The following is a 19,508-nucleotide window of genomic DNA, read 5'->3' as shown; positions in this document are numbered from 1 at the left end:
TCGGAATGAGGGCTTTTGGTTCTTAGGCCCACTTATGTGGTAACATGGCTACTAAAGCTATACTTAGCGAAAGTAACCATTAAAGGGGATGCAACATGGCCATCAAATTAAACGGGCGAACGTGGTGGTTTTCGATTTTTACGAAGCTGCTGGCGATGTTTTTTATTGTCGTGCTTCCGGTTTATGCCTTGGCGCTGCAGATGAACGACTTGGGCTCGGGGATCGTCAGGGACGAGGTTTCCAATTCACTTCGCTCGCAGCTTCACTTCTACAATAATACCTTCACTAAGGAAATGGACAGGATAATCCGCTTACAGCGTGAATATGTCAATGATAATGACCTCACCTCTTTAAGTGTGATTGCCGAAGGCTTAACCTTTTATGAGCGCTCGGAGATGATGAAGCAATTTCAGCGAAAGCTGGATTTGATGAAAAGCTCAGGCATTTATGTGCAAAAAGCAAGCGCATACATTCCGCCGATTCGCAGGGTTATTTCAACAGAGGAGCTGTCTGATACGATTTCGACGGAGGTCGTGGAAAACCTGAAACAAGCAAGGGAGATGCCGCACAACTCCCCGCTTTATTATGCGGATGGTGTTTTATTGCTGCGCGAATTTTATCCAAGCTTGCCGGCTTCACCGCTCCGCGATCCTTTATTTGTGCTGGAAACGGAGGTTTCCGTCAGCCAATTGCAGCAATTTCTACAGCAGATTGCTGGTGCCAAAGGTGAAGCCGCGCTTATTAATGATGGCTGGATCATCTCCAGCAGCGATAGCCAGTATGAGCAGGAGCCGATTGCGGCCAAGGTGCGTGAATGGGTCAAGGGCAAGGGAAATGCCGCGCAAGGCATTGAATCCATCGAATTGAACAAGCAAACGTATATTACCGCCTATGAATATTCACCGGAGATGGATACGACCTTGATAGTGTATGTGCCGGAGGTCGAGGTATTGGGCCCGCTGAATAAGTACAAAAGCTTTATTATTGTGATGTCCATCGTAACGGCGGTGTTGATCGTTATTGTTTCGTACTGGGTTTACCAGGTGATCCATAAGCCGTTGACCAAAATGGTGCGCGCATTCCGCAAGGTCGAATCCGGCAATTTATCCGTTTCCCTGCATCATAAAAGCCGAGATGAATTCAGCTATTTGTATGTGCAGTTTAACGAGATGACGTCGAAGCTGAATACGCTGGTTTATGAGGTTTACGAGCAAAAGCTGCAAACCCAGCAAGCGGAGCTGAACCAGCTGCAATCGCAGATAAATCCGCATTTTTTGTATAACAGCCTCTACCTGCTTTACCGAATGACGAAGGCTGAGGATTATGAGAACAGCTTGAAATTCACCAAATATTTGGGTGACTATTTCCGGTATATTACGAAAAAAACCGGCGATGATGTGCGGCTTGAAGAGGAATGGCATCACGTTCGTATGTATATGGAAATCCAAAATGTGCGGTTTTCCAACCGCGTTGAGGTGATGATTGGCGATTTGCCGGAAGCGGCCAGATCGGTGATGGTACCTAGGCTTATTTTGCAGCCGTTGGTGGAGAATGCGTACAATTACGGGCTTGAGCATACTACCTCTGACGGTCTGTTAGCTGTAACGCTGGAGCAGGATGTGAACGAGCTGCGGATCTTCATTGAAGACAATGGGACGGGCATGCCGGAGGCAGAGCTAACCCAGTGGGCGAGCCGTTTGGCGTCGCGAAAGGTGAACGCGGAGGTAAGTGGTATTATGAATGTGCATCGCAGGCTGCAATTGAAATTTGGCGAGGACTCCGGGCTTATTTTAGCTGCGGGTGCCGCCGGTGGTTTAAAGGTCGTTATGAAAATTCGCAATGGGAAAGCTGAGGGAGAAACCTATGCTACACTTAATGCTGGTCGATGATGAACCGATGGCGTTAGACTATTTATCTGATACTCTTCACGAATGGGATCCTTATGAACTGACAATTTCCAAAGCATATACAGGCATTCAGGCTTTAGAAAAAATGAACGGAATGCGTCTCGACATCCTGCTCACGGATATTAGGATGCCTGGCATGAACGGGCTGGAGCTTGCGGATCGGGTGCGGGAGCAATGGCCGCGCTGCAAAATTATTTTTTTGTCAGGCTACAGCGATTTCGATTATATTCAGACGGCGATTCGTAAAGGCGGAACGGACTACGTACTGAAAACCGAAGGAGACGAGCTGATTTTTCAAGCGATCGACAAGGCTGTCGAAGAAATCCGTATGGAGCTTCATGAAGGGGACATCTCGCTAAAATCCCGTCAAATGCTCCAGCAGGCATTGCCCACGCTGCGAAAGGACTATTTGCTTGACCTGCTCAAAGGAGAAGGGGATTCCGCAGCCGTCCGTGCCAAGCGTTTTCCAGAGCTGCTCATTGGGTTAGCCCCCGATCAACCGGTTTTTCTCGTTGTTGGGCGTGTGGACGATTGGGGCAATTACGTGTCGATGTCCGACAAATCCTTGATCCTGTATTCGCTGCAAAATATTGCAGAGGAATTTTTGGGCGAAAAATCCCGATTTATGTTCGTGCCTTATGACAAATACCGTTTTGTGTGGCTGGTGCAACCTCAGTCCCATCTGCAATCCCAGAACCCATCTCAGCCTCAAGCGCAAACCCAATCGCAGTGGCAGCCACAATCCCAATCCCAATCCCAATCAAAGTCACAGTCACAGTCCCAGATCCAGTCGCAGCAGCAGACCCAATTCCAGCCATATTCTCTTAACTCGGCCAATAAAAATGCCTACAAGTCATCAGATGAGCTGATCAGTCAACAAGCCTCTGAAAAAGAGATAGATGCATCACCAATAGCATCAGACACAAGCGGTAAAATTGTCTCCTCCAAAGAAACCTCTTCGTACTCATCAGATGAGCTGATCAATCAGCAAGCCTCTGAAAAAGAGATAGATACTTCACCAATAGCATCAGACACAAGCGGCAACATTGTCTCCTCCAAAGAAACCTTTTTGTACACATCAGATGAGCTGATCAGTCAACAAGCCTCTGAAAAAAAGATAGATGCTTCACCGAAAGCATTACATACAAGCTCCGGCACACAGGCTGCCTCCCCCCCCACAACCTTGCCATACTCGGATGAGGAGTGGGAGCGCTTGGCGCAATTTGTGCGTGGCACATCCGAATCGGTGCAGGAAACCTGCCGCAAGCTGCTAAAGCTGCCGATTTCGCTGATTTTAAGCTCAGAGCACAGCTCTTGGGAGCATGCCGCCCGCCAGTTCGATTCGCTTAAGCTGCAATTGAGCAGCGGTTTGATCCGCAGCAAAGAAATGCTGGTTACCGAATCCGCCAACAGGGATCAGGAGGAGGGTCGATCCAGTCGCACGTTTACTGCCGAGTCAACGTTTCGTAACCACATTCACAAGCTGGATTTGCTCGAGCCCCATCTTGATAACGGTGAAACGGAGCCGTTTGTGCTGCTTTACGATGAATACACACAATTTGACGAATTGGCGCTTGGCGAGACAAAGATCACTTATTTAGCGCTGGAAATGTTTGCGCATTTGTCCGCATTTTTTCTCTCTTATTTGAATCGCCGCAATCTGATTGCCGATCTTGGAGCGAAGGTACAGCTGGATACATTTATCCATATGGACAACCATAGCTCATGGCAGGGAGCGCTTGGCTATTTTCGCCAGCTTGGGGAAACGATTGCCGAGCATAACGGCAGCCTCCAGCAGGAGCGTACCCATGAAATGATTCGCCGCATCCACCAATATGTGCAGGATTGCCTTTGTGAGGAGCTGTCGCTAACCCGCTTAGCGGAGGTGGTGCATCTCAGTTCGCCCTATTTGTCGCGTTTATATAAGCAGCTAACGGGTTCGAATCTGTTGGATTATATTACGGAGGTAAGGATCAACCGCGCCAAGCATCTGTTAAAAAGCACCCAGCTCAAAGTCCATGAAATCGCCGCTGAGGTCGGCTTTGATTCGGCTCCTTATTTTACAAGGCTTTTCAAAAAAATTACGAACAGCACACCACTCGAATACCGCGAGCTTACCTAATGCCTACAAACTGGATATAGATAGCCAAGTGGTCGCTTAAGCCAAAGTGGATAAGATAAGATAACGAAGCTAAGAAAATCCCGTATGTTTCAGCTTGGATTCGTTTTACAATAAACAGGTAAGGAACAAACATAAGGGGGATTATTCATGAAACAAATAAACCGAAATTCAAGTGTAATGATAGCGCTATCATTGAGCGTGTTGCTTACAGCCTGTACATCAACTAAAGAAGCAGCCCCTACAACTACGACACCAGCGCCGAATACAACCGCTCCAACGGCTCCGGCTACAGACAATAAACCAGCAGATCCACTGGGCAAATACAGCCCAACGATTGAGGTTTCCACGATCCGCTCGATTGATGCCAGCTACAAATTTGCCGCAGGTGAATCGCTTGACAAAAACATTTGGACACCGATTATGGAAAACGAGCTTGGCATCAAAGTGAAAAACCTTTGGGTTGTTGATGGCTCGCAATTTTCACAAAAGCTGAATGTTACGCTCGCATCCGGTGAGTTGCCCGATTTTATGGCGGTTGACCGGGTGGTCATGCAGCGCTTGATCGATTCGAATCTGGTTGAGGACATGACCACGATTTATGATAAATATGCAACGCCTTTTACGAAGGAAGCGCTGCTAAAGGATGGTGGTGCTGCGCTGAAATCGGTTACTGTAAACGGTAAGCTGATGGGTATTCCACAAATGTTTGAGAACAATGGCGTCGCCTCGGCAAGCATGGTATGGATCCGCACGGATTGGATGAAGAAGCTGGGGCTGGCTGAGCCCAAAACGATGGAGGATGTGCTGAATATAGCGACAGCCTTTGCCAAAAATGATCCAGACGGCAACGGTAAAGCCGATACGATTGGCCTAGGCATCAGCAAGGATTTGTTTAAGGAATCGAATAATGGTGTGACGCCTGCTTCACTTATCGGTTTGTTTAACGCTTACCACGCTTACCCGACCTTCTGGGTAAAGGATGCCTCCGGTAAGCTTGTGTACGGCTCGGTTCAGCCCGAGATGAAGCCAGCGCTGGAAAAGCTTCAGCAGTTGTACAAGGATGGCGTTATTGACAAGGAATTTTCAGTGAAACCTTGGAAAAAGGTAGGCGAGGATGCAGCGGCGGGCAAGCTGGGTATGGCGTTTGGTTATGTGGCGGATGCGACGACATTTTTCAAGGACAACCGCAAAAACGATCCAAAAGCCGACTGGCAGGCCTACCCTATCCTGTCCGCTGACAGCAAACCGGTCATTTTACAAGCCAATGATGCAGCTACAACTTTCTTCGTAGTCAAAAAAGGCAGTAAAAATCCGGAAGCGGTTGTGAAATTATTAAACCTGTATAACAAGCATTATTTCCAAACCGACTATAGCAAATCCAAAAATCCATTTGTTATTGATACGGCAACAAGCATATTCCCGGCCAAATATTTCCCGGTTTTGATCAATCCGGTCGATTTGAATATTAACGCACATCTTAAAGTAGCCGAAGAGGTGAAAAACAAAGGTGACGGCAGCAAGCTCGATTTTCCAGCCTCCCTGCATTTTGGACGTGTTGACGCTTTCCGCAAGGGAGACGATAGCATGTGGTTTTCGGAGCGGACGTTTGGTCCCGAAGGTGCTTTCGCGGTGATCGCCACGTATATGAAAAACAAAAACTACCAATTCAACGCATTCACAGGCGCGCCGACCGCAACGATGGTTGAGAAGGATGCCACCCTGCAGAAGATCCAAAACGAAATGGTGACCAAGGTGATCATGGGCGCGGCACCAATCAGCGATTTCGATAAGTTCGTTGCTGAATGGAAAAGCCTTGGCGGCGATGCGATTGAAAAAGAAGTAAACGACTATTACAACAAAAATAAATAGTTAAGCTGGGGCTTGTGAGGCGGCAGGCTTCACAGCCCCTCCCTTTTCTACTACATGCATAGGGGAGATGGCTTCCAATGAATACGAGATGGAGATTGCAGCTTCCGCTGCATTTGATGATTATACCAGGGCTGTTGATAGTCTTAATCTTCTGCTATGGGCCGATGCTGGGCATCATTATTGCTTTTCAAAAATTTAATCCTGCCAAGGGGATTATGGGCTCGCCCTTGGTCGGGTTGGACAATTTCATCTATGTGATGAAGCTGCCAAGCATTTACCAGGTCATCTGGAACACGGTCTTTATTGCCGTAATGAAAATTATTGCCGGGCTGATCGTGCCCCTGACGGTTGCGATTTTGTTAAACGAAATGCGCCGGGAATTCGTAAAGCGTGCGGTGCAGACGCTAATTTATTTACCGCATTTTTTATCCTGGGTTATTTTAAGCGGTATATTAATGGATATTTTATCCCCGTCTACCGGCATTATTAATCAGGGGCTGCAATGGGTGGGCATTGAACCGATCTTTTTTATGGCCGATAATAACTGGTTTCCGTTTACGCTTGTGCTTTCGAATGAATGGAAGGAATTTGGCTTTAGCTCGATCATTTATTTGGCTGCCATTACAAGCATTAATCCATCGCTATATGAAGCGGCAGTTATTGACGGTGCTGACCGCTGGAAGCAAGCATGGCATGTGACTTTGCCGGGGATGGCTCCGATTATTGTACTGATGGTCACGTTAAGTATTGGTAATGTGTTAAATGCAGGGTTCGAGCAGGTATTTAATTTGTACAGCCCTGTTGTGTATGAGAGCGGCGATATTATTGACACCTTTGTTTACCGAATCGGGATTGTTGATGCCCAATATGGGGTGGCGACAGCAATCGGGCTGTTCAAGTCAATCGTTTCCTTTATTTTGCTCTCTACCTCTTATTTGATGGCCTACCGTTTCGCAAACTATCGAATTTTCTAACCGATTTTCTAAAAGAATGGAGTGGAGATGGATGGTTGAGCATCAGTCACTGCCCAGAAAGCTATTCGTGCTGATCAATTACACCTTGTTAGTGGGACTCGCTATCCTCTGCATTTTGCCGCTTGTTAATGTATTTGCGATCTCCCTTAGCTCAAGCTCAGCGGCTGCCGCGGGCTACGTCAAATTATGGCCAGTTGAATTTACTTGGAAGGCCTATGAATTTATTGTCCAAAAGCCGGAGTTTCTACGTTCACTTGGTGTGACTTTGCAGCGTGTACTGCTTGGCGTTACCTTGAATATGGTGTTGGTTATTCTCGTTGCTTACCCATTGTCCAAGGAAGCTTCGGCACTAAAGGGGCGGACATTTTACGCATGGATTTTCGTGTTCACGATGCTGTTCAACGGCGGTTTAATCCCTTTGTATATGACGATTAAAGCTCTGGGCTTGCTCGATACGATCTGGGCGCTTGTTTTGCACCACGCTCTGCCGGTGTTCAATATTTTGATCCTGCTGAACTTTTTTCGCGGGTTGCCCAAGGAAATGGAAGAAGCGGCCTTTATGGATGGAGCCGGGCATTGGACGGTATTATGGCGCATTTTTGTACCGCTGTCTACACCTTCGTTAGCTACGCTGCTGCTGTTCTCGATTGTTGGCCAGTGGAACGCTTGGTTTGATGGGATTATTTTTATGAATTCGCCAAACAATTACCCGTTGCAAAGCTATTTGTATACGGTTGTAACAGCGGTTGATACGTTATTGGCCGGAAGTGTAGATATGGAAATGCTGGCTGAGGTATCTGACCGCACGGCAAAGTCGGCGCAGCTGTTTCTGGGTGCGTTGCCGATCCTGCTGGTGTATCCGTTTATCCAAAGGTTTTTTATGAAAGGAATTGTACTGGGGAGTGTTAAGGAGTAGCTTACCAGAGCTGAATCTATACTATCGTAAAAGGATGGGAAAAAAGCATGGCACAAAAATCGATCATCGTTGATGCAGATGTACACAATGGCATGAAAAGCTTAAAGGAGCTGTTGCCCTTTCTCCCGCGGGTCTGGCATGACCAATGGTTGGAAATGGGCATTGGCGCTGCACGTGTTTACTATTCCGCAGTGGGCGGCGCGATGAAGGATGCCGTTCCTGAGCATGGAGGCGGGCCTGGAAGTGATCCTGAATTTATGCTCAAGCATTTGCTTGCGCCCTACAAAATTGATTATGCAATCCTCAACTCAGGTGTGGAAATCTCGCTGTATCCCGATCCCGATTATGCTAATGCGGTCGCTTCCGCATGGAATGATTGGATGAATGAGCTATGGCTGAAGGCTTCGCCAAAATTCAGGGGATCGATTGTGGTGAATAGCGCCGATCCGCTTGCAGCCGCCAAAGAAATCGACCGTATGGCCGCGAACCCGAACATGGTCCAAGTCATTATGTCGAGTGCTTCCCGCACCTTGCTGGGACAGCGCTGCTTCCATCCGATCTATGAAGCGGCTGAACGTAATGGCCTGCCCGTTGCTGTCCATCCGGGCGGTGAAGGGCGCGGCATTTCTCCGGCACCAACAACCTCGGGTTATCCGACCCGTTATATGGAATGGCATAATATATTGCCAGCCAATTATATGGCTCATGTGAACAGCCTCGTTTGCGAAGGAGTGTTTGAGAAATTTCCGCAGCTGAAATTTGTCGCGATTGAAGGCGGCATCTCCTGGATGCCCCATCTAATGTGGCGGATGGACAAAAATTTCAAGGCGTTACGTTCAACCGTTCCGTGGCTAAAGCGTCGCCCGTCCGAATACATTCGCGAGCATATTTATTTGACCAGCCAGCCGATCGAAGAGCCGGATGATCCTAAGCACTTGGTGCAAATTTTTGAAATGATAGGCGCTGACAAACGGGTAATGTTCTCTACGGATTACCCGCATTGGGATTTCGATAATCCGATGATGGCAATGCCACCGATGCCGCGAGAGATGAAACGGCGCGTAATGGGCGAAAACGCGCAGGAGCTGTATAAGCTTCCGCAGCTGGCTGAGGAGCCTGATGACGGGCAGGAGGTGCGTGAACCGTGAATGCGTATTTGGCGGCTTCCGAGGACGAGGTGAAATCACTGGGCAAAAAAATCGTCGTTGTGAAAAATATGGAAATGGGTATCTTTTATGTGGGCGGCAGCTTTTATGCTTGGCGTAATGTATGTCCGCATGCAGCAGCGCCGGTCTGCAAGGGTCTTATTAACGGAACCACGCTTCCGAAGGATGTATATGAATATGAGTTTGGACGCGAAAACCAGATTTTGCGTTGCCCTTGGCATGGCTGGGAATTTGACTTGGTTAACGGGCATCATCTGGCTCCTGATTCCAATGCGAAATTAAGGGGCTTTGAGGTTAAGGTGGAGGATGGACAGCTTTATGTGATGATGTCTTGAGGCAGAGAAGGCTGGAATATGAAATGCAGTCCGGGGGTAGAATTCGTGGGGGAATAAGGTGATTGCAGGTACGGGCTTATACCAATATGCCAATAAGGTAATAGCGCCGGAGCAGCCTTTTCAGGGTCCGAGCTTGCCTGGGCTGTTTGACGTTAGATATGGATTCATTTCGAATTTCATTTCCCCGTGGTTTCCGGCAGGTTTCCGAGGATGAAGGATTCCGTAACAGCTATTCTTTTGCTATAATGAAGAGATAACCGTTTTGGACAGGAAGGTGAGAACGAATGGATCCATCTCTTACTGCAATCGAGGAATGCGAATCCTCTTGCTTCGGTACGGAAGCGGACTTAAACCAGGTTCGCGAGAAAATGATTGATGAACAGTCCGCCGTACAGCTTGCCGACTGGTTTAAAGCATTTAGCGACCCCACCCGAGTTAAATTAATTGGTGCCCTGCTTCAAAAGGAATTATGTGTCCACGATTTGTCCGTGCTTTTGGATATGGGACAATCCGCGGTTTCCCATCAACTAAGATACCTTCGTAATATGAGGATCGTAAAGCGCAGAAAAGCGGGTAAAACCGTCTTTTATTCGTTGGATGATGTGCATATTGAACAAATTTTCGTGCAAACCTTGCAGCATACCAAGCATAATTAATTGGATACGGGCAGCCTATGAGGGCTGCGGATCTACATGTAAAAGAACCTCCATCGCCACAGGAACGTGGGTTTGAAGGTTCTTTTTGCTTCTTCTTTTATTTTTCTTGGATCATCATCTTCCAGATATCGGATGAATCGTAGCCAAGCCTCCAGGCCGCAACACCAGCAATATCGTATTTTTTGGCAATTGCCAAACGAGCCTTGACGGTAGCTTCATCCTCCAGCCAAAATACACGGGTATTGCCATCCTGGCTATACTCTACCTTGTATTGACCGTATTGATCATCCCAAGTTTGGGTTGCATTTTTGCTTTTGATCAATGCCGGCAGATCCTTCATCAGCAAAGCACGATTATCGACTAAATCGCCGTTTTCGTCAATCTGCCATTCGCGAACATAGAAGGGAATGCCCATAATTAATTTATCTCGCGGAATTCCATAGGAAAGGAACTCCTTCACGCCCTCCTCTACCCACTGCATACCGGCGACTGAGCCAGCAGAAGGACCTGTTCGCCAATTCTGGTCATAGGTCATCGTAATGATATAATCGACGGTTTCGCCCAGCTTTTCATGGTCATAAGCGGTTTGTGCATTCCATTTCACGCTGCCACGTGGCAAATCAATCGAGATTTTTAAGCCTTCTGCATGAGCAGCAGCTGTCAAATTTTTCATGAATGCCGTTAATGCGGCGCGATCCTTGGCAGAAACACTTTCAAAGTCGACATTTAAGCCCTCAACCCCTAAGGCCGCCCCTTTTGCGACCAAGGCGTCAATAAATTTAGTTTGTGCCTGGGCATCGGCAAGGAATTTGGTTGTCAGTCCCGAGTCAAATTGGTTATCGATCAGCGGGTAGACTCGGATGCCTTGGTTCTGTAGCCAGGCGACCGTATCTTTATTGGACGTATCCTTCAACGTACCTGAGGCATCAGCAAGGGAAAAGTAGGTGGGTGATACCACATCAAGACCTACGGTATTATTCACATGGCCGCGAATCGTATCGTTATTGGCGCTACCATTCCAGCCCCAGAATTGCAGCTCCCGGAAATTGTCCCATACCTTAAAGCTGTCATCTAATAAACGAATCGATGTATTGCTGAAGGCGAGTGCGTAACCTACAGCATCAGGCAGCACGGAGGAATCGGAAATCCACGTATCATTTTGAAAAACCTGGTAATACGGGTAATTCGTCCATATAGCATTATCCGTACTTCCTGTCTTGAAAATATTCGTATGATCAAATTGGCTAGCATACGCAATAGCATCATCAAGACTTACAAAGGAATTGAGAATTGCAGAAAATTGATACACATCGTATACTTTTTTATTGGAAAACACGATCTGGTTGTTTTTGTCGCTTCTCACAACGGAGGAGTCTCCCCATAACAAGGACTCACGGACAGCATCCTCCAAATAGGAAAAAGCCCAGCTATCCAGCGTCGATTTCCCTTGATAAACCTGGTAAACCTTAGTTCCTGCGCGGAGCTCCTTCTTGCGGTCATCGGTAATATTATCCCAAGTCCACTGGTTATTACGAAGATCAATAATATGCACATTGCCCCATTTACGAGCCTCTGCCATAGCTTGCTGCAGGGTTGTAAATTCCCAGCCATCCAAGGTAATATCCCCTTGGTACAAGCGGAATTGCGGATAGTTATTCCAAACCCAGCCACCGGAGCTAAGATCACGGACGCTGGCATGTCCCCACTGGGACCCTTCGCGAATCGCCTGCTCCAGTGTAGTGAAATCCCATGCTGTGCTGCTAACTCCATTTTGGTAAAGCTTATAACGGGGATAATTATTCCACAGCCACTTTCGTGAGCTGATGTCTTCAACGTGGGTGCTAGTGAATTGCTTAGCGTAATTTTCCGCTGTGGAATAATCGGGTGTTTCTAGTAAAATACGGTCATCCTGATAGACCCGGTATTTGGAAGTTTTATCTGCGGCCAAAACCGAACCGGATGAAGTGAGGAGCAGGACCAATACGGATAAGATCAGAACGATATTGCGCTTCAACATGCATCTACCTCTTTCTACTATTATTGGAATCTATTAATATTCTACACTATTAAACGTTACAAAAGCCTAGTAAGTTGCGAGGAAAATAGTAGAAAGGAAATTTTTCCCTCCAAAAGCGTTGATTTTGTGAATTTATGCGAATAAAAGTTTTCGTTTCTTTTCCCTTCTTGTTACAATAAGAGTATCAGTAGCAAATGCTATATCAGAGGATCAGTAAAGGCGGTTATCGGGATGTCCAGTTACCCAAAAGCATATATGGACTATTTAATTTACTTTCATGCGGAACGTGATTTTTTTGAATGCCATGAGGTTTTGGAAGAGTATTGGAAGGAGCATCCAGGAGATCCACTAGGCAGTGCGTATGTAGGCCTGATTCAGGTTGCTGTGTCCTTCTACCACCAACGCAGACATAATCTAGCAGGGGCGCTTAAAATGCTGCGCAGCGCAACCCATCTATTAAAGGATGAGGATATGCTTAAGCTTGGCATCGACGGAGCGGCATTCCGCAAGCTGCTGTTGCTATGCTTGGAACGACTGGAAAGCCCAGCCGAGTTCCAATACGTGGATATGGATATTCCACTGGCTGATGCGGGGCTGCAAGCGTTATGCGTGGAGCATTGCAGGGTAAAGCAGTTGGTCTGGCAGGGCGCCAGCAACTTCAGCGATACGCATTTGATCAATAAGCATACATTACGTGATCGCAGTGCGGTTATTAAAGAGCGGGAGCGCAGCTTGCAAATGAAGCTTGAGGCAAAGAGGGATCAGAATGAATAAGACGGCAAAGCTTGGAAAAATAGTCATCGTGGATGACGAACCGAATATTGTAGAGGTGATCCGTTTATATTTGGAGCATGCGGGCTACGAACCGGTCATCGTTTATCGGGGTGGAGAGGTGATGCAGGTATTAAAGCTCCACCAGCCTGACTTGGTGCTGCTCGATGTGATGCTGCCGGATCTTTCCGGCTTTGAGCTTTGCAGCCGGATTCGCAGTGAGCCAGGTGGACTCGCGTCGATGCCGATTATTTTCCTGACGGCCAAGGGAGAGTCGATTGACAAGCTGCGCGCTTTTAATCTGGGTATCGACGATTATATCGTCAAACCGTTTGATCCTAATGAGCTAATCGCCAGGATCAAGGCGGTGCTTCGCCGTACCCAGCAGCAGCAGCAAGCCACAGGTCATGCCAGCTCTGAGGCGGAGCGGGATAAATTACTGCGCATCGGCTCTTTAAATGTGGATCCCGGCCAATATAAAGTCACCCTCGAAGGGAAACGGGTAGATTTAACACCCAAGGAGATCGAATTGCTCTACTTCCTGGCCTCCAACCCAGGCAGGGTGTATTCGCGGGAAGACCTACTGGGCTATGTCTGGAACTTCGATTTCAGCGGAGGTACACGGACGGTCGATGCCCACGTCAAAAATCTGCGAAAAAAGCTAGGCGCCAGCTCGGATTGGGCGATTCAAACGTTATGGGGGATCGGCTATTCGTTCGAGGTCACCGGCCATGCGTAAAAAATGGTACAGCAGCTTTTACATTAAAATATTTCTTTCGTTTCTTGTCACATGTATTTTATTTTTTATGGGCTTGGCCTTTTTTTGGAATGCCTATTTTACGGATTTATTTTATAAGGATAAAAAAGAGATGCTTTCCTCCCGATTTGGCGAGGTGGCGAAGCTGCTGCCTTCCATCCAGGAAGGTACCATTTCCACGCGAGAAATGCGGTTTGGCATAAGAATTATTGCCCGCAGCATTAACGGACACGTATGGCTGGTAGATGCTGCAGGTACGATTCTTAATGGCTCCTCGGAACGGGAAGGCACATTGATACCGAAGGTGGTTGATGCGTATTTTATCGAAGGCCTGAAGGGGCAATCGGGATTTGTTGCCGGCGAATATAAGCTGGATGAGCGTGAACGCGGAGGGACCCTGACCTATTATGCGCCTTCGCAAATGAATGGCAAGCCGGTCGTTATTTTTCTCAACGTGCCTGCAATCGAGGTTAGCGAAGCGTTGGCGGCGGTGAGATGGAATATAGTGGTGCCTTTGCTGTTCTCCTTGCTGACGGTTGGGATGATTTTGTATGTACTGTCGCGTAAGCTGGCAGGTCCGTTGCAGCAGATCAATCGGGCGGCCTTGGAGCTCGCTGCGGGTGATTTTACGGTAAGGGTGCCTGTCACCTCCGAGGACGAGATAGGGGAGCTAGCGCAAAGCTTTAATTTCATGGTTGATCAGCTGGTTAATTGGGAGGATGCCCGACAGGAATTTCTGGCCAATGTATCCCATGAATTACGATCGCCTTTAACCTCGTTGCGGGGGCTGATTATTGCGATGAACGACAAGGTGATTCCCGAGGATAAATATGGCCACTATTTAAAAATATGTGATTATGAGGTTCAACGATTACAGCGTTTGGTTAATGACCTGCTTGATTTGGCACGTATCCAGAATGGGATGGATGTATTCCGTACGTATCCTATTGATCTGGCCAGCAAAACCCATGAGGTGTTGGATCTTATAAAGCCAACCCTGATCGAAAAAAAAATCGCGCTGCTGGAGCTTCTGCCGGATGGGGAGGAGGAGCCGATACTTGCCGATTTGGACGATGACCGCTTTGCGCAAATTTTGCAAAATTTGCTCTATAATGCGATCCAGTTCACGCCTTCTGGCGGTACGGTGACTGTCCGTTTAGAGGTGGAAGACGACCATGGTGTTATTTATATCCAGGATACGGGAATTGGGATATCCAGTGAGGAGCTGCACCGGATTTGGGAACGCTTCTATAAGGCCGAGCATTCCCGCACCTCCCGCTCGGAGGGAACAGGATTGGGGCTCACCATCGTCAAACATTTGGTAAATGGGATGAAAGGAACCATCGAGGTCACGAGCGAGGTTGGGGTAGGTACCGAATTCAGAGTGTCATTTCCGCTGAGTACAGATGGGAGCGTTTAATTTTACACATATTTCACAAATCACGCATAGTTTCATCTAAATTATGCTCTATTCTAGGGATGATAGTTCGAAGGAGGGCATAGCATGGGAATTTGGCGGTTAAGCTGGGTTAGCATCGGTTTATTACTTTGTTTAAACGGTTGCGTTGATCCAGCACCGCTTATTGCTCCTGTACCTGCCGCGGCGGCAACAATGGAAAGTGACGAAATTCAAAATAATCTGGAGAAGCAAATGGTTATTTTATTTCAGGGCCTGCTGCAAATGGACCGTCGCGAGAATCTTGGCTTAAGCACCAAGCAGGCTATGGAGATGCTGCCCTTGGTCGAGATTAATACGGGCATAGGCGAACTGAAGCAGGCGGACCAGCAGCTTATCATGCATTTATTGACGGCGGAGCAAAAGGAATTTTTTGACGATTTTCAAGAGCGTTTGCGTGCAAAAGAGCAGGCGATGATGGAATTCAAGAAAAAAGCGTCGCTAAGCATCGAGGAAAGAGAGGCGATGATCCACGAATTTGAATCAAGGCGGCGGGAAAAAGACGCGGAACGCCTCGCCGCATCAGGGGAGGGGAATCCCCCCAGTCCCACTGATATGAGCTTGGGGCCACCGCCCCCGCCGCCGGGTGGGGGATTTGGCAACCCCAAAAATGTGGAGCAGCAGCTGATCGAATTGCTCGAAGCGAAGATTAAGAAAAGCAACCTGCCTTAGCTTTAAAAAGGGCAAACAAGCACCTCTACACCCAATTTCAAGAAGGGCTGTGGAGGTGCTTGTTGTTTGTCTTGTGCGTTCTCTTGAAGAAAAGCCCATTTGGTATATGTTAAAGTTTAAGCCTTGGATTCGCTCGCCCACTCGTAGCCACTGTCGATCATGTCCAGCATGCCCGTCTCCGGATGCATAATTAAGCCGTGGACAGCAAGGTTTTTGGGCAGCAAGGGGTGGTTGCGGATCAGCCTGACACTGCTCATCACACTGTCCTGGACGTTATCGAAGCCCCTCAGGAAACGATTCATATCGATACCTGCATGGTTAAGCGTTTCGATCATTTCCTTGCTCACTCCACGCTGCTGTGCTTTTTCCAGTACCTTCGAGGCGTTTAGCCCGATCATCCCGCAATCATGGTGGCCGACAACCAGGATTTCTTGAGCATTCAGCTCATAGACGGCGACAATAATACTTCGCATAATACTGCCGAAGGGATGAGTGACGACAGCACCGGCATTTTTAATGACTTTGGCATCGCCATTGCGCAGGTTCATCGCTCTTGGCAGCAGCTCTGTGAGGCGTGTATCCATACAAGTGACAATAACCATCCGTTTATCTGGAAATTTAGTGGTCAGATATTGCTCATAGGTTTTATTTTCAACAAACTGCTGGTTGTGGTCAATAATCGTGGATAGTAATGAAGCCATAGTACTTTTCTCCTCCGTATGCTGTTTTGGGTAGAATCAGCTGAATCCTATTTCTCCGATTGTACTACTCTCTTTACTTCTCTCTTTACATCACTCTTTTATCGATCAATTGCATATTGGCGTTATAAATTTGTCCATTGCTTTTGAGGACGTAATTTCTGCTTTTTGGGCTATAGTCCACAGTCATCTTATCCTCGAAAAAGATCTCGTGATTGGGCTCGTAAAGCAGCTCATAAGGAGTACCGTCTGCCCTTAAATCACGATCTTTGGGCCGATCAACAATCCATAAGGTAGGAACGCCATTAACGGAACAGCCGCAGCCCTCGGAGTCAAACACCAGCTTGAGCTCGCCTGAGCCTGCAGGTAGCTGTTGGTGCATCTGTTCGATCGCTTCATTGGTGAATGTGATTTGCATGTTGTTTTCCCTCCTAAAAAGCTTCCAAAGGAAGCTAGCATCGTAAGCATATTAGTTGCAATAAGCAGCAACCCATATCCGTTTATTTTACCACAAGCGCGAATGGTTTGCTTCTCTTTTCCGATACAAGTATGATCAAGAGAGCAACTCATTCATTTTTGGAGCAGTTAACACTCGGTTGCGTATTAATGGCGGAAATAATAAAGGGGGAATCGGCAATGATATCAAGTGGGTTCGAGTCTAAGATGAAGGATTTCAAATTATATCTCAAAAAAATGAAAAGCTACGAAGAAGCAATTGGCCTCATTTATTGGGATATGCGTACGGGAGCACCGAAAAAAGGGATCGCCAATCGTTCGGAGGTCGTGGGAATGCTCTCGGGCGAGCAATTCAAAATGTCCGTTTCCAATGAGATGGGCGAATGGCTGGGTTATTTCTCGGAGGCAGAGCAGGACGCCCGGCTGAGCCGGATGGATCGCAAGATCGTAGCCGAATGCCAAAAGGAATATGACCGCAGCAAAAAAATCCCGCAGCAAAAGTATGAAGATTACGTGGTTTTAACGTCGCAAGCAGAATCGGTATGGGAGGAGGCGAAGGATGCTTCGGACTTTGCTAAGTTCCAACCCTATTTGGAAAAAATCGTGGCAACCAATCTTGAATTTATCGAGCTATGGGGATATGAGGGCCATAAATACAATACGTTATTGGATATGTATGAGCCAGGCATGACGGTAAACAAGCTAGACCAAGTGTTTGGTGCTTTGCGCGAAAAGGTAGTTCCGTTGTTAAATGCGATCAAAGCCTCCCCCGTTAAACCAGCAACAGCCTTCTTGCGGCAATCCTTTGACAAGGAGCAGCAAAAGAAATTCAGCTTATTCATCCTTGGCGAAATGGGCTATGATTTTGAAGCGGGTCGGCTGGATGAGACCGTTCATCCTTTCGCTACAGGGCTAAGCCCAGGCGATGTGCGAATCACGACACGTTACCTGATGGATGATGTGAACAGCGCGCTGTTCGGAACGATTCATGAAGGCGGACACGCTTTATACGAGCAAAACATTTCACCTGAATACATCGGCACCCCGCTATGCACGGGAACTTCGATGGGCATTCATGAATCGCAATCGCGCTTCTGGGAAAATATGATCGGTCGCAGCCGCCCATTCTGGAATCGGTATTACAAGGATGTGCAAAAGCATTACCCCGGCCAATTTGACGCTGTGTCCGTTGAGGATTTTTATCGGGGTACCAACGAAGTTAAGCCTTCGTTAATTCGGATTGAAGCCGATGAGCTTACTTATAATTTACATATTATGGTTCGTTATGAGCTGGAAAAGGAGCTATTCAGCGAAGCCATCAGTGTGGCTGACCTGCCAGAGGCTTGGAACGAAAAGTATCGGGATTATTTAGGGATAGCCCCTTCCCATCATGGAGAAGGCGTGCTGCAGGATGTACACTGGGCAGGCGGCGCCTTTGGCTATTTCCCTTCCTATGCGCTTGGGAATATGTACGCTGCACAAATGATGCGCACGATCCGCAAGGAGCTTCCGCATTTTGACGAGCTGGTGCAAGCGGGGAACCTGCTTCCTATCAAGGACTGGCTGGCACTCAAGGTATATCGCCACGGGAAGCTGCTAACTCCAACGGAGATCATCACTGATGTAACAGGCGAGGAATTGAACCCTGATTATTTGGTTGAATATTTCACGGAGAAATATGGCGATATTTATCAGCTATAAGGCGATGAGTCATAAACCAAACTGGCATAATTATAGATGTGACTTATGGTTTTTTTTGATTACAAGGGCTTGATTGCTTGGTAATGGGTTTAGAAAAGGGAAAGGCCTCCATAATCAAGATATGGAGGCTTCTTTTACGTTATGAAGCAGTCAAGATACCGTTACAGGCTGTAGCGTCTCGATTACCGGTTTAATTCCTTTGCCAAAAGGAACAACAAGGGGTGTTTGGAAAAGCGGATCCTTGATGATTTGGCAATGAAGATCGAATACATCAAGAATTAGCTTTTCTGTAATGACCGTGTTGGCTTGTCCTTGGGCATAGATGGCACGATCCTTGATGGCGACAACATTATGGGCATAACGGCAGGCGAGATTAATATCGTGCAACACCATAACAATGGTTCGTTGCTCTTGCTGATTCAAATCATATAAGAGGTCAAGCACCTCAATCTGGTGGGCCAGATCCAAGTAGGTAGTTGGTTCATCCAGCATAATAGTAGGTGTTCCTTGAGCGAGCGTCATCGCAATCCAGGCACGTTGGCGTTGTCCCCCTGAGAGCGAATCAACGGTACGTTCAGCCATTTCATCCATATGCGTTAATTCCAAAGCACGTCGTACCATCGTTTCATCTTCGAGCGACCATTGCTGGAGCCAGTTTTGGTAAGGGTATCTGCCTTGTTTAACAAGCTGAAGCACAGTAAGGCCCTCTGGAGCCGAAGGTCCTTGTGGCAGGATAGACATACGCCGGGCTACTTCTTTTGTTGAAAGTGAGCCAATATCGCTGCCATCGAGCACAATTTGTCCGCTTTTTGGCTTTAATAACCTGGCTAGTGAACGTAGTAAAGTAGATTTTCCACAGCCATTGCTGCCGATAAACACGGTGATTTTTCCTTTGGGAATCGAAATATCGAGGTCTTTGAATATACATGTATCTCCGTAATATAAGCTTAAGTCTTTAGATTGAATAGCAGTCATGTAAGAGCTCCTTCTTTGGGGCTTTATACCCGATTGGTTATGTCTATTCGCAACTGATAG

General features: G+C 47.4%; 17 protein-coding genes. 13 read left to right on the top strand and 4 right to left on the bottom strand.

Features of this window, described 5'->3' with window-relative positions; translation table 11 throughout:
* Window positions 1-95 precede the first annotated feature (95 nt).
* The 8 genes from G9U52_RS13250 to G9U52_RS13215 all read left to right on the top strand — a co-directional run bounded on the left by G9U52_RS13250 (window position 96) and on the right by G9U52_RS13215 (window position 9,945).
* A complete protein-coding gene (locus G9U52_RS13250) occupies window positions 96-1,889 on the top strand; it encodes a sensor histidine kinase (protein WP_166150170.1) in 1,794 nt (597 codons plus the stop codon).
* Complete coding sequence (locus G9U52_RS13245; RefSeq protein WP_166150168.1) at window positions 1,864-4,029, top strand: response regulator; 2,166 nt, start codon at window positions 1,864-1,866, stop codon at window positions 4,027-4,029. The genes G9U52_RS13250 and G9U52_RS13245 overlap by 26 nt, the downstream gene beginning before the upstream one ends.
* A gap of 147 nt (window positions 4,030-4,176) precedes the next feature.
* On the top strand, window positions 4,177-5,898 hold the full coding sequence (locus G9U52_RS13240) for an extracellular solute-binding protein (protein ID WP_166150166.1): 1,722 nt from the start codon (window positions 4,177-4,179) through the stop codon (window positions 5,896-5,898).
* A 77-nt stretch (window positions 5,899-5,975) separates the two neighbouring features.
* Entirely contained in the window at window positions 5,976-6,872 is an 897-nt protein-coding gene (locus G9U52_RS13235; RefSeq protein WP_166150164.1) for an ABC transporter permease, read from the top strand.
* A 31-nt stretch (window positions 6,873-6,903) separates the two neighbouring features.
* Window positions 6,904-7,788, top strand: coding sequence for a carbohydrate ABC transporter permease (locus tag G9U52_RS13230; RefSeq protein WP_166150162.1), 885 nt, complete (start codon window positions 6,904-6,906; stop codon window positions 7,786-7,788).
* A gap of 47 nt (window positions 7,789-7,835) precedes the next feature.
* Complete coding sequence (locus G9U52_RS13225) at window positions 7,836-8,936, top strand: amidohydrolase family protein (protein WP_166150160.1); 1,101 nt, start codon at window positions 7,836-7,838, stop codon at window positions 8,934-8,936.
* On the top strand, window positions 8,933-9,289 hold the full coding sequence (locus tag G9U52_RS13220) for a Rieske (2Fe-2S) protein (protein WP_311764857.1): 357 nt from the start codon (window positions 8,933-8,935) through the stop codon (window positions 9,287-9,289). Before G9U52_RS13225 ends, G9U52_RS13220 begins: the two co-directional genes overlap by 4 nt.
* Before the next feature lie 284 nt (window positions 9,290-9,573).
* Entirely contained in the window at window positions 9,574-9,945 is a 372-nt protein-coding gene (locus tag G9U52_RS13215; RefSeq protein WP_166150158.1) for an ArsR/SmtB family transcription factor, read from the top strand.
* Window positions 9,946-10,042: 97 nt separating this feature from the next.
* On the opposite strand, the gene G9U52_RS13210 is transcribed toward G9U52_RS13215, so the two are convergent.
* Window positions 10,043-11,962, bottom strand: coding sequence for a glycosyl hydrolase family 18 protein (locus G9U52_RS13210; protein ID WP_207952940.1), 1,920 nt, complete (start codon window positions 11,960-11,962; stop codon window positions 10,043-10,045).
* 231 nt (window positions 11,963-12,193) lie between these two features.
* Here G9U52_RS13210 and G9U52_RS13205 point away from each other — a divergent pair, with 231 nt between their 5' ends.
* The 4 genes from G9U52_RS13205 to G9U52_RS13190 all read left to right on the top strand — a co-directional run bounded on the left by G9U52_RS13205 (window position 12,194) and on the right by G9U52_RS13190 (window position 15,618).
* Window positions 12,194-12,736, top strand: a complete 543-nt coding sequence (locus tag G9U52_RS13205; RefSeq protein ID WP_166150156.1) for a DUF309 domain-containing protein — start codon at window positions 12,194-12,196, stop codon at window positions 12,734-12,736.
* On the top strand, window positions 12,729-13,472 hold the full coding sequence (locus tag G9U52_RS13200; protein ID WP_166150154.1) for a response regulator transcription factor: 744 nt from the start codon (window positions 12,729-12,731) through the stop codon (window positions 13,470-13,472). Before G9U52_RS13205 ends, G9U52_RS13200 begins: the two co-directional genes overlap by 8 nt.
* Window positions 13,465-14,910, top strand: coding sequence for a sensor histidine kinase (locus G9U52_RS13195; RefSeq protein ID WP_166150152.1), 1,446 nt, complete (start codon window positions 13,465-13,467; stop codon window positions 14,908-14,910). Before G9U52_RS13200 ends, G9U52_RS13195 begins: the two co-directional genes overlap by 8 nt.
* An 84-nt stretch (window positions 14,911-14,994) precedes the next feature.
* Window positions 14,995-15,618 carry a hypothetical protein gene (locus tag G9U52_RS13190; RefSeq protein ID WP_166150150.1) on the top strand — a complete coding sequence of 208 codons (624 nt, stop codon included), beginning with the start codon at window positions 14,995-14,997 and terminating at the stop codon, window positions 15,616-15,618.
* A 116-nt stretch (window positions 15,619-15,734) separates the two neighbouring features.
* On the opposite strand, the gene G9U52_RS13185 is transcribed toward G9U52_RS13190, so the two are convergent.
* Both G9U52_RS13185 and G9U52_RS13180 read right to left on the bottom strand, forming a co-directional pair.
* Window positions 15,735-16,319: a beta-class carbonic anhydrase gene (locus G9U52_RS13185; protein ID WP_166150148.1), complete on the bottom strand. Its 585-nt coding sequence runs from the start codon at window positions 16,317-16,319 to the stop codon at window positions 15,735-15,737.
* 85 nt (window positions 16,320-16,404) lie between these two features.
* Window positions 16,405-16,734: an iron-sulfur cluster biosynthesis family protein gene (locus G9U52_RS13180; RefSeq protein WP_166150146.1), complete on the bottom strand. Its 330-nt coding sequence runs from the start codon at window positions 16,732-16,734 to the stop codon at window positions 16,405-16,407.
* A gap of 245 nt (window positions 16,735-16,979) precedes the next feature.
* Between G9U52_RS13180 and G9U52_RS13175 the strand changes: the two genes are divergently transcribed.
* The gene (locus G9U52_RS13175; RefSeq protein ID WP_279538615.1) at window positions 16,980-18,473 is read left to right on the top strand and encodes a carboxypeptidase M32; all 1,494 of its coding nucleotides are present in this window, start codon (window positions 16,980-16,982) and stop codon (window positions 18,471-18,473) included.
* Between the two features lie 150 nt (window positions 18,474-18,623).
* Here the strand turns inward: G9U52_RS13175 and G9U52_RS13170 are convergent, their stop codons facing one another.
* Entirely contained in the window at window positions 18,624-19,448 is an 825-nt protein-coding gene (locus G9U52_RS13170; protein WP_166150142.1) for an ABC transporter ATP-binding protein, read from the bottom strand.
* Window positions 19,449-19,508 lie beyond the last annotated feature (60 nt).

Source organism: Paenibacillus agricola, assembly GCF_011440305.1.
Lineage (GTDB): Bacteria > Bacillota > Bacilli > Paenibacillales > NBRC-103111 > Paenibacillus_S > Paenibacillus_S agricola.
This window is presented reverse-complemented; position numbering and strand designations above follow the sequence as displayed.